Origin of the sequence: Ramlibacter sp., assembly GCF_028292805.1 — a bacterium.
Lineage (GTDB): Bacteria > Pseudomonadota > Gammaproteobacteria > Burkholderiales > Burkholderiaceae_C > Ramlibacter.
Genome location: NZ_JAQGLS010000195.1, coordinates 1 through 10,214 on the forward strand (window position 1 = coordinate 1; position 10,214 = coordinate 10,214).

The following is a 10,214-nucleotide window of genomic DNA, read 5'->3' on the forward strand; positions in this document are numbered from 1 at the left end:
TCAACGACGGCCGCCGCGCCTGGCGCGAAGCGGGCGAGGACGACGAGCGCCGCACCCCGGCCGCCGTGGCACCGGCACCGCCGCCGGAGCGCCGCCGCGAGCCGCCCCGCCAGGGTCCGCGCGACCCGTTCTTCGACCAGCCGTACCAGTCGCCGCAGCGCGAAGCCGCCCCCACGTGGGAAGCCAGTGGCAAGCCTTCCAACCGGATTTCGGCCAACATCAAGCCCAAGCGCAAGCTGGCGGCGCTGTTCAAGGCGGAAGCGGTCCCCGTGCCCGAAGAGGCCTTGGTCAAGAGCGAATAGCAGCGTTTCCGCCCAGGCGGGAACCACTGCTTTCGAGCAAGCGCCCGGCCGGGCGCTTTTCTTTTTGGCTGCCCTGGATCCCGCCTGCGCGGGGGACGCCGCAGCATTCATTCGCCCGGCACCTGCGCCTGTTCGCATTTCTCCTGGACCAGTTCGTGGGCGCCGCCGGCATCCAGCCGCAGCGCGGTCAGGCACCCGCCCCAGACGCAGCCGGTGTCCAGCGAGATGAGGTCCGGCCGCACCAGCAGGCCCAGCGTCGACCAGTGGCCGAAGGCGATACGGATGCCGGCCGTGCGGCGGTCGGGCACGTCGAACCACGGCAGGTAGCCGGGCGGCGCCTGCTGCAGCCCGCCGTTGGCGCGCAGGTCCATCACTCCTTCCGGCGTGCAGAACCGCAGCCGGGTCAGCGCGTTGACCACCACCCGCAGCCGGTCATGGCCGGCCAGCTCGTCGCTCCACCCGGCAGGCTGGTTGCCGTACATGTGTTCGAGAAAATCCAGCACGGCCGGCCCCCGCAGGGCCGTCTCCACCTCGCCCGCCAGCGCCAGCGTCTGCCGCAGGTCCCAGGCCGGCAGTACGCCGCCGTGCACCAGCAGCAGCCCGTGCGCGTGCAGCGCCATGGGCCGGTGCCGCAGCCAGTCCAGCATCGCCTCGCGGTCGGGTGCGCCCAGGATGTCGTCCATGGTGTCGTTGCGGTGCGGCGCCCGGTCGCCGTGCGCCACGGCCAGCAGGCTCAGGTCGTGGTTGCCCAGCAGGCACCGGGCCGCAGCGCCGTACGCCATCAGCCGCCGCAGCACGGCCGCCGACGCGGGCCCGCGGTTCACCAGGTCGCCCAGGAGGTAGAGGGTGTCGCGGCTGGGGGAGAAGTCGAGCTTCGCCAGCAGCCTGCCCAGCGGCGCGTCGCAGCCCTGGATGTCTCCCACCAGGTAATGCATAGCTCGCCTTGCAGTACATTGGAATGCTTGCCATTCTGTCCGGATTCATGGATTTCCTGCTGATCGCGCTGCTGACGCTACTCAACGGCGCTTTTGCCATGTCCGAAATGGCGCTGGCTTCGAGCCGCAAGGCCCGCCTGGCGGCGATGGCCGAGGGCGGTGACGGCGGCGCCCAGGCCGCGCTGCGGCTGATGGACCATCCCACCAATTTCCTGTCGACGGTGCAGGTGGGCATCACCTCCATCGGCATGCTCAACGGCATCATCGGCGAGGCTGCCTTCAGCTCGCAGCTGGCGCTGTGGATGCGCGAGCAGGGCGTGCCGCCGCGGCCGTCGGAGTACGGAGCCACGGCGATCGTCGTGATCATCATCACCTACGTCACCATCGTGTTCGGCGAACTGGTGCCCAAGCGCATCGGCCAGCTCTACCCGGAGAACGTCGCCCGCCTGATGGCGCGACCGATGCGCTGGGTGGCCAAGGCGGCCAAGCCGTTCGTCTGGCTGCTGTCGGCCTCCACCCAGGCCATGCTCAAGGTGCTGGCGATCGACACCACCACCCCGCGCGGCATGACCGAGGAGGAGATCGCGCACAGCCTGGAGGAGGGTGTGGACGCCGGCGTGATCGAGCAGCACGAGCACCAGATGGTGCGCAACGTGTTCCACCTGGACGACCGGCCGATCACCTCGATGATGGTGCCGCGCTCCGACATCGTGTGGCTCGATTCGGCGCTGTCGGTGCGCGAGGCGCTCGAGCGGGCCGGCCGCGGCGACGCCCATTCCTGGTACGCGGTCTGCCGCGGCTCGCTCGACGACGTGGTCGGCCTGGTCAGCGTGGCCAAGCTGCTGGCCCTGGGCCCGTCGCACGAAGGCCCGGTGGGGCCGCACGCCACGCCGGCCGTGTTCGTGCCCGAGACGCTCAGCGGCATGGAGCTGCTGGAGCAGTTCCGGGTGGCGTCGGCCCGGCTGATGTTCGTGGTGGACGAATACGGCGTGGTGCAGGGCCTGATCACGCCGCACGACTTGCTCGAAGCCATCACCGGCGAGTTGCAGCCGCGCGGCGACGAGGGGTCCTGGGCGGTGCAGCGTGAAGACGGCTCCTGGCTGCTGGACGGCCTGATGCCGCTGTCCGAGCTGAAGACGCGGCTGGAGATCCGCGACCTGCCGGAGGAAGCCAAGGGCCGCTACAACACGCTGGCCGGCCTGCTGATGGCGGTGTCGGGCAGCCTGCCGGAAACGGGCGAGCGCATCACCTGCGGCGACTGGGTGTTCGAGGTGGTCGACCTGGACGGCCGCCGCATCGACAAGGTGCTGGCGTGGCCGGTGCCCGAAGCGGCGACCACCCCGGGACCGGGCTGAGGAGGACACCGCCAGGGCCCGAGGCAGACCTCCAGCGACTGCCCCGGCAGCTGGGCCAGCACGAACGGATAGCGCCGCGCACGAAACGCCGGCACGTAGTGGCCCAGCCAGCGGGCTTGGTCGTCGACCAACAGGTTTTCCCGGTTGCGCAGGCCCAGCATCACGCTGGATGGTGCGGCCCTCCGGCGTGCGGGCGAAGACGCGACGAGGCGGGCATCAACGAGCAGGAAGGCGAGCCGGTCCGACGCCCAGGGCCAGGACACACCGTTCCTGTGCAACGCGCTGGATTTCCTGAAGCAGTACCAGCACGGGTTTCAGCGCACCGAAGCCTTCTGCGGTGCGGCTCGCGCAATTCGGGCTGCTGTCGGAGATGAACGCCCCGGCCGACCTGCTGGACGGGCGCAGCTTCACCGTGGGCAGCGTGTACGTGGTGGACGAAAAGAAGCTGACGGCGCTGTCGGACTGCGCCGTGCGGACGCTGTTTCGCGCCGGCGAACTGCACCTGGTCTCGATGCACCTGGTGTCGCTGTCGAGCATGCAGGCGCTGATGGAGCGCATCGCCGCGCGCACCGCCGCCATGCAGCCGGCGCCACTGCCGCCGCCGGCTTGAAACTCACGCCTGCAGCGCTTCGCGGCCGGCAAAGCGGGCTGGGTCGATCACTTCCAGCACGCCTTCGCTCTCCAGCATCAGCAGCAGGTGGTCGAGTTGGCCGGGCGCCATGCGCGAGCGCGCCAGGATCCAGTGGCGGCTCACGGGCCGCTGGCTCATCACGGAAAAGATGCGGTAGATGTCGGCGGTGCGCCCTATCTCGGGCAGCTCCGGCCACGACTTGAGGCGATAGATCAGGTCGCCCGCCGGCGCGGCGCCGCGCTCGAAGGCAGTCGGCGCCCAGGCGTCGTCGTCGTCGTTGTCGGTTCCCCGGCCGGCGCCGAAGAACCGGCGCACGGTGGCTAGGGTCAGTGTGAGCATGCACACAGTGTGGGTTACTGATGAGCATGGCCGCTAGGCGAAAGGTCACATTTCAGATCAGCCCTTTTCTTAAGCCCTTGGTATCAGTTCTGCAGCATCCTCACGGTTGCCAGCCCGAGCGCCGTGAGCAGCAGTGAGCCCATGAGGTGGGTGCCGGCTGTCGCCAGTGCCCAGCCGATCTGGCCATCCTGCAGTTGGCCGACCACTTCGGCCGAGAAGGTCGAGAAAGTCGTCAGGCCCCCCAGCAGGCCGGTCACGAGGAACAGGCGCAGCTCCGGCGGCCAGCCTGGCTTGTGCGCCAGCAAGGCCAGCGCCACGCCCACCAGGTAGCCGCCGACCAGGTTGGCGGCAAGCGTGCCCAGCGGCAAGCTGGGCCACAGGGGATTGAGGCGCACTGCGAGCGCCCAGCGCAGCAACGCGCCCAGGGAGGCGCCGGCACCGATTGCGAAAACCGACAGGAACATGGCGCTTTATACCGTCGGCTTGCTGCAGGGATCGCAGGATGTCTGGAAAAATCGCCGCAAGCCGGTGGCAGCCTGCCGGCAGGGCAGCACCGGCGCGACCTTCTTCTGCAGCCTGCCGGCAAGCCAGCTGGAGGTTGGCCCCAGCCCGCAGATCGCGGCGCCGGCTTGCTGCGCACCCGTCGCCGTCGCGAGTGCGCCAGCTTGCGCTACTGGCCGCGCGCAGGCTCCGGGGCCATTCGGTAGCCGACCCCGCGCACCGTCTGGATCACGTTCTCGCCCAGCTTGCGGCGCAGGTGGTGCACATGCACTTCCACCGCGTTGCCGTCGCCCACCTTGTTGCCGCTGCGCGCCTGGATGTCGGCGCGGCTGAGCGGCCGCGGCTGGTCTTCCAGCAACGCCAGCAGCACGGCAAATTCCTGCTCCGTCAATTCCACCACGGCGCCGCCGCGTTGCACGGTGCGGCTGTTGGGATCCACGGCCAGGCCGCGGTGCACGATCTGCCCGGCCGACAAGGTGGTGCGCCGGCGCAGCAGCGCGCGCATCACCGCGGCCACCTCGTCCAGATGGACCGGCTTGGTCACGTAGCCGTCGGCGCCCAGATCGAGCGCGTTCAGGCGGGTGCGCAGCTGCGAGCGCGAAGAGACGATCAGCACCGGCGTCTTGGGGTCCGGCAGCTCGCCGGGCGTGCTGCGGCGAACCTTTTGCAGCAAGTCGGTGCCTTCCCCATCGGGCAGCGACAGGTCGAGCAGCAGGCAATCGAACGGCCTGGCGCGCAGCGCCTGCCAGGCTGGGCCGAGCTCCCCGTGGATCTCGCAGTCCCACTGCTCCCGCCGCAGCAGTCCCGCCAGCATGGTGGCGGTGGTGGGGTCATCTTCGACGATCAGCACTCGGGTCATTGGGCGTACGGCAGGCCGGGCGCCGCTCGCCCGGTAACCGCAAGCATAGGCGATGCCGCGTCCGCGTGGGCGCGCACGCGCCGTGAACCTCAGGCTGACAGCGCGGGCTTGAGTTCCTGCATCGGGATGACGCCCTGGTCGCCGTCTTCGTACACCAGGTGGGCGACGCCGCCCATGGTGCGCCAGCAGGCCACGAAGGTCTGGCCCTGGAACTGCGCGGTGGCGGCCTTGTAGTCGTCGGCCGCGCCGGGCTCCACGCGCGCCAGCACCAGTTCGCTCTGGCAGGCGGCGTCGGACAGGCGCACGGAATCGTTGCCTTGGCGGGCGACCAGTTCCTGGCCGAAGGCGGGCGCCGCGGCGGCGGCGGCGAATGCGACACAGACGGCAAACGCTTTCATCAGGTTCTCCTGGTTCAGCGCGCTTGCAGGCTTCGGGGTGAGGACTGCAGGCTGCGCTATGGAGGCCATCGTGCTGGCGCAGCCATGGGCGGCCTGTAGGAATGGCGGCGCGCGGGGCGTCGGGCAAGGGCGGATTGGGGGCGAGGCGGGCGCGAAGGGAGATGTGGGCGATGTGGGCGCGGTCGCGTCAGGTGTGCAAACTTGCTGGCCCACCACGCTCTGGTGGGCCGGGCTGCAATGCCCAAGCAGAGCTTGCACTCCGTGCGGGGGCGGCGGGCGCATCCGGCCCGTCGAGGCTCAGCTCAAGCCGGTCACCGGCAGGCAAGCGCCATGCACCGCAGCCGCCGCATCCGAAGCCAGGAACGCGATCACCGCCGCGAGTTGCGTCGGCTTCACCCAGCGCTTGGGGTCGGCGTCGGGCATGTTGGCGCGGTTCTCCGGCGTGTCGATGATGCTGGGCAGCACGCAGTTGACGTTGATGCCGTGCTCGCGCAGTTCGGCCGCCATGGTCTCGGTCAGCCGCAGCACTTGCGCCTTCGACGCGACATAGGCGCCCATGCCGGCGGCGCCGCGCAGCGCCGCGTTGGCGCCCACGTTGACGATCTTGCCGTGCTTGCGCTGCACCATGCCGGGCACCACGGCGCGCGCGGTGTTCAGCACCGTGCGCACGTTCAGGTCCTGCATGCGCTGCCAGTCGGCCTCCTGCGTCGAGTGCACCGGCGCGCCCATCGAAAAGCCGCCGGCCAGGTTGCACAACACGTCGATGCCGCCATGGCGGTCGGTGACGCTGGCCACCGCGGCGTCCACCTGCGCGCCGTCCAGCAGGTCGACGTCGACCAGCACGCGCTGCGCGCCGGCCTCGCCGAAAGCCCGCACCAGCGCTTCGGTCGAGCGGTCCACCAGCACCAGCGTGTCGCCCTCGCTGGCGAAGACCTGGGCCACCGCGCGCCCCAGGTTGCCGGCTGCGCCGGTGATCATGACCGTGCGCGGCATCAGGGTGTCTTTCGGTTGGCGTGGTAGCTGCCGGTTCCCCGGTGCGACACCTTGTCGGTGGGCAGCACGTCGCCGGGCTGCAGGTCGGGCAGGGCGGCGACGCGTTCGTAGGCTGCCGAAAAGTCGATGCTGGCCAGCTGCAGCAATTGCTCGATCCCGTCCAGCACGAAGTAGCTTTCCTGGAAGTCGTCGATGCGGTAGAGCGTGCGCATCACGCGTTCCAGCTCGAAGGCGATGCGGTTGGGCGAGGCGTCGTCGGTGCTGAACACCGTCTCGGCGCGCGACGAGGCAATGCCGGCGCCGTAGACGCGGATGCCTTCTTTTTGCCGTACCAGCCCGAATTCGACCGTGTACCAGTAGACCCGCGCCAGGTACGGCAGCTTGCCCAGGCGCAGTGCCCGCAGGCCGCCCTGGCCATAGGCCTGGATGAAGTCCGCGATCACCGGGTTCATCAGCATCGGCACGTGGCCGAAGACGTCGTGAAAGACGTCCGGCTCCTGCAGGTAGTCCAGCTCGTGCGGCTGGCGGATGAACTGGCCCGCCGGAAAGCGCCGGCTCGCCAGGTGCTCGAAGAACACCTCGTCCGGCACCAGTCCCGGCACCGCCACCACCTGCCAGCCGGTGCGCTGCATCAGCACGTCCGACAGGCGCCGAAAATCGGGGATCTGGTCGGCGCCCATGGCCAGGTTCTGCATGCCGGCCACGAACTCGTCGCAGGCATGCCCGGGCAGCAGCCTGGTCTGCCGCTCGAACAGCGTCTTCCAGACGCCATGGTCTTCAGCGCTGTAGTCCTCCCAGCGTTGCGGGATGGTCCAGTCCGCATTGGCCGGCCGTGCGCCTGCAGCCAGGCCGTGCAGTGCGGCCGCCTTCATCACGCCTCCGGGTGCGCCGGCAGCACCGTGCCGCGGCATTCTCCAAAGCCGATGCGGCGCGCGCCGGCGCGTTGGCAGAAGCCGCGCAGGATGATGCTGTCGCCGTCCTGCAGGAAGGTGCGCGTCTCGCCGTTCGACAGCTGCAGCGACTGCTTGCCGCCCACGGACAACTCCAGCAGCGAGCCGGCCTGTTGCGGCTCGGGGCCCGACAGGGTGCCGGAGCCGAACAGGTCGCCACTGGCCAGCGCGCAGCCGTTGATGGTGTGGTGCGCCACCAGCTGCGCCACCGTCCAGTAGGCGGCATCGGCGAAGTTGGAGCGGCTGATGCAGTCGCCGGCGTGGCCGGCCTGCGCCATCCGCGCCGTCTGCAGCCAGACTTCCAGCCCGATGTCGATCGCGCCGCGCTCGCTGTTGGATTGCGAGTCCAGGTACGGCAGCGGCCGCGGGTCACCCTCGGGGCGGGTCCATGGCTTGCGAAACGGCTCCAGCGCCTCCAGCGTCACCATCCAGGGCGAGACGGTGCTGGCGAAGTTCTTCGACAGGAAGGGGCCGAGCGGCTGGTATTCCCAGCCTTGCAGGTCGCGCGCGCTCCAGTCGTTGAACAGCGTGATGCCGAACACGTGCTGTTCGGCGTCGTCGATCGCGATCGGCGCGCCTTGCGAGTTCGGGCGGCCGATCAAGATGCCCAGCTCCAGCTCGAAGTCCAGGCGGGCGCTGGCGGTGACGGCCGGCTCCGCCGCATCGGGAGCCTTGGTCTGGCCGCGCGGGCGGTGGAAGCTGCTGCCGCTGGCGTTGATGGTGGAGGCGCGGCCGTGGTAGCCGATCGGCACCCACTTGTAGTTGGGCAGCAGCGGCGCGTCTGGGCGAAACTGCTTGCCCACGGCCAGCGCGTGATGGATGCCGACATAAAAGTCGGTGTAGTCGCCGATCTGGCACGGCAGGCCCAGTTCGACGTCGGCCTGCGGCACCAGCGCAGCCTGGAACTTGGCGCGCTGGTCGCTGCCTTCGCGCAAGCCTTGCGAGATGGTCTCGCGCAGGGCCTGGCGGGCCGGCGGGGCCAGCCGGATCAGCCGGTTCATGTCGCTGCTGTCGATGAGGCCGGCGCGGCGCAGGTCCAGCACCTGCTCGCCGATGGCCACGCCGATGCACCAGTCGGGATCGCCGGCGCGGCGAAAGCGACCGTAAGGCAGGTTCTGGACCGGGAAGTCGCAGGCCGGGTCATTGGCGCTCGCGACCCAGCTTTGCAGCGCGGGATCGTTGCAGTCCATGGTGGCGCTCACTGCTTGAACTCCCGCTGGTGCACGAAGGCGCCGTGCTTGGGCGCGCGCTTGGTCACCGACCATTCCTCCAGCATGTCCCACTTCACGGCATCGAGCCGCTGGTTCAGCGCCTCTTCCTGCGGATCCGGGCACGCGAGCTCCAGCCGATGGCCGTTCGGGTCGAAGAAGTAGATCGAGTGGAAGGCGCCGTGGTCGGTCACGCCGAGCACGTCGACACCGTTGGCTTCGAGGTGCTGCTTGAACTCGAGCAGTTCCTCGCGGGTCTTGACCTTGAAGGCGATGTGCTGCACCCAGGCGGGCGTGTTCGGATCGCGCCCCATCTCCGGCTGCGTGGGCAGCTCGAAGAACGCCAGCACGTTGCCGTTGCCGGCGTCCAGGAAGACGTGCATGTACGGGTCTGGCGCCTTGGTCGACGGCACCTGGTCTTCCGAGAAGGCCAGCATGAAGTCCATTTTCAACATCTGCTGGTACCAGAGCACGGTTTGCTTGGCGTCCTTGCAACGGTAGGCCACGTGGTGGATGCGGTCGATCTTCATGCTGCTTCCTTCTGGTCGATGTTGAGAACGCCGCGGCGGATCTGGTCGCGCTCGAGCGACTCGAACAGCGCCTTGAAGTTGCCGTTGCCAAAGCCGTCGTCGCCCGAGCGCTGGATGAACTCGAAGAACACCGGGCCGAGCATGGTTTCCGAAAAGATCTGCAGCAGCAGGCGCGGTTGCCCGCCGGCGGTGCTGCCATCCAGCAGGATGCCGCGCGCCTGCAGCTCCCCCACCGGCTGGCCGTGGCCGGGCAGGCGCTCTTCCAGCATCTCGTAGTAGACGTCGTTGGGGGCCGTCATCAGCTGCACGCCGGCCATCTGCAGCTTGTCCACCGTCTCGATCAGGTTGTCCGAGGCCAGCGCGACGTGCTGGATGCCCTCGCCACTGAACTTCATCAGGAATTCCTCGATCTGGCCGGCGGTCTTGCCCGCTTCCTCGTTCAGTGGAATGCGGATCAGGCCGTCCGGCGCGCTCATCGCCTTGGACGTCAGCCCCGTGTACTCGCCCTTGATGTCGAAGTACTTGGCCTCGCGGAAGTTGAACAGCCGCTCGTAGAAGTCGGCCCAGTGCGCCATGCGGCCACGGTAGACGTTGTGCGTCAGGTGGTCCACCACTTTCAGGCCGTGGCCTTCCGGGTGGCGCGGCACGCCGGGCAGCCACTCGAAGTCGATGTCGTAGATCGACTTGCCGTCTTCGAAGCGGTCGATCAGGTACAGCGGGGCGCCGCCGATGCCCTTGATCGCCGGCAGCCGCAGCTCCATCGGGCCGGTGGGGATCTCGATCGGCTGGGCCCCGAGTTCAAGCGCGCGCGCATAGGCCTTGTGCGCGTCCCTGACGCGGAACGCCAGGCCGCAGGCGGACGGGCCGTGCTCGGCGGCGAAGTAGGCGGCCAGGCTCCTGGGTTCGCGATTGACGATGAAGTTGATGTCGCCCTGGCGGTACAGCAGCACGTCCTTGGAACGGTGCCGGGCCACCAGCGTGAAGCCCATCTTCTCGAACAGGGGCTCCAGGACGTTGGGGGTGGGGGAAGCGAATTCGACGAACTCGAACCCCATCAGTCCCATGGGGTTGTCGAACAGATCGGCCATGGCAGACTCCTGCGAAGCGGAAAAAAGGAAGGAAGACGGACGGGCGCGGCGCACTGCCGCGGGGCGTGCGTCAGGCAGGAGGCGCACCGGGGACGCCGCGCACGCTGCGTGCGAGGTGTTCGCCG

The 10,214-nt window shown here is 69.1% G+C and carries 12 protein-coding genes and 2 pseudogenes; 3 read left to right on the forward strand and 11 right to left on the reverse strand.

The genetic code is table 11. From position 1 onward, the window contains the following. A pseudogene (locus tag JWP65_RS11950) lies at positions 1-302 on the forward strand (ATP-dependent helicase); the annotation flags it as partial. 107 nt (positions 303-409) lie between these two features. Here JWP65_RS11950 and JWP65_RS11955 read toward each other — a convergent pair. Next, positions 410-1,237, reverse strand: coding sequence for a symmetrical bis(5'-nucleosyl)-tetraphosphatase (locus JWP65_RS11955; RefSeq protein ID WP_299763966.1), 828 nt, complete (start codon positions 1,235-1,237; stop codon positions 410-412). Positions 1,238-1,284: 47 nt separating this feature from the next. On the opposite strand from JWP65_RS11955, the gene JWP65_RS11960 reads away from it, so the two are divergent. Next, positions 1,285-2,592 carry a hemolysin family protein gene (locus JWP65_RS11960; RefSeq protein WP_299763968.1) on the forward strand — a complete coding sequence of 436 codons (1,308 nt, stop codon included), beginning with the start codon at positions 1,285-1,287 and terminating at the stop codon, positions 2,590-2,592. Between the two features lie 32 nt (positions 2,593-2,624). Here JWP65_RS11960 and JWP65_RS11965 read toward each other — a convergent pair. After that, positions 2,625-2,753, reverse strand: a pseudogene (locus tag JWP65_RS11965) (SapC family protein); the annotation flags it as partial. Positions 2,754-2,929: 176 nt separating this feature from the next. Between JWP65_RS11965 and JWP65_RS11970 the strand changes: the two are divergent. Further along, a complete protein-coding gene (locus JWP65_RS11970; protein ID WP_299763970.1) occupies positions 2,930-3,202 on the forward strand; it encodes a SapC family protein in 273 nt (90 codons plus the stop codon). Positions 3,203-3,205: 3 nt separating this feature from the next. On the opposite strand, the gene JWP65_RS11975 is transcribed toward JWP65_RS11970, so the two are convergent. The 9 genes from JWP65_RS11975 to hppD all read right to left on the reverse strand — a co-directional run bounded on the left by JWP65_RS11975 (position 3,206) and on the right by hppD (position 10,089). Continuing rightward, complete coding sequence (locus JWP65_RS11975; RefSeq protein ID WP_299763972.1) at positions 3,206-3,562, reverse strand: hypothetical protein; 357 nt, start codon at positions 3,560-3,562, stop codon at positions 3,206-3,208. 83 nt (positions 3,563-3,645) lie between these two features. After that, the gene (gene crcB, locus JWP65_RS11980) at positions 3,646-4,026 is read right to left on the reverse strand and encodes a fluoride efflux transporter CrcB (protein ID WP_299763975.1); all 381 of its coding nucleotides are present in this window, start codon (positions 4,024-4,026) and stop codon (positions 3,646-3,648) included. Between the two features lie 206 nt (positions 4,027-4,232). Further along, positions 4,233-4,922 carry a response regulator transcription factor gene (locus tag JWP65_RS11985; RefSeq protein WP_299763977.1) on the reverse strand — a complete coding sequence of 230 codons (690 nt, stop codon included), beginning with the start codon at positions 4,920-4,922 and terminating at the stop codon, positions 4,233-4,235. A gap of 89 nt (positions 4,923-5,011) precedes the next feature. Continuing rightward, positions 5,012-5,320, reverse strand: coding sequence for a hypothetical protein (locus tag JWP65_RS11990; protein WP_299763979.1), 309 nt, complete (start codon positions 5,318-5,320; stop codon positions 5,012-5,014). 297 nt (positions 5,321-5,617) lie between these two features. Continuing rightward, complete coding sequence (locus JWP65_RS11995; RefSeq protein WP_299763981.1) at positions 5,618-6,313, reverse strand: SDR family NAD(P)-dependent oxidoreductase; 696 nt, start codon at positions 6,311-6,313, stop codon at positions 5,618-5,620. Further along, positions 6,313-7,185 carry a phenylalanine 4-monooxygenase gene (gene phhA / locus JWP65_RS12000; RefSeq protein ID WP_299763983.1) on the reverse strand — a complete coding sequence of 291 codons (873 nt, stop codon included), beginning with the start codon at positions 7,183-7,185 and terminating at the stop codon, positions 6,313-6,315. Before phhA ends, JWP65_RS11995 begins: the two co-directional genes overlap by 1 nt. Beyond that, entirely contained in the window at positions 7,185-8,453 is a 1,269-nt protein-coding gene (gene fahA / locus JWP65_RS12005) for a fumarylacetoacetase (protein ID WP_299763989.1), read from the reverse strand. The genes phhA and fahA overlap by 1 nt, the downstream gene beginning before the upstream one ends. A gap of 8 nt (positions 8,454-8,461) precedes the next feature. Next, positions 8,462-9,001 carry a VOC family protein gene (locus JWP65_RS12010; protein ID WP_299763985.1) on the reverse strand — a complete coding sequence of 180 codons (540 nt, stop codon included), beginning with the start codon at positions 8,999-9,001 and terminating at the stop codon, positions 8,462-8,464. Beyond that, complete coding sequence (gene hppD, locus JWP65_RS12015; RefSeq protein WP_299763987.1) at positions 8,998-10,089, reverse strand: 4-hydroxyphenylpyruvate dioxygenase; 1,092 nt, start codon at positions 10,087-10,089, stop codon at positions 8,998-9,000. Before hppD ends, JWP65_RS12010 begins: the two co-directional genes overlap by 4 nt. Positions 10,090-10,214 lie beyond the last annotated feature (125 nt).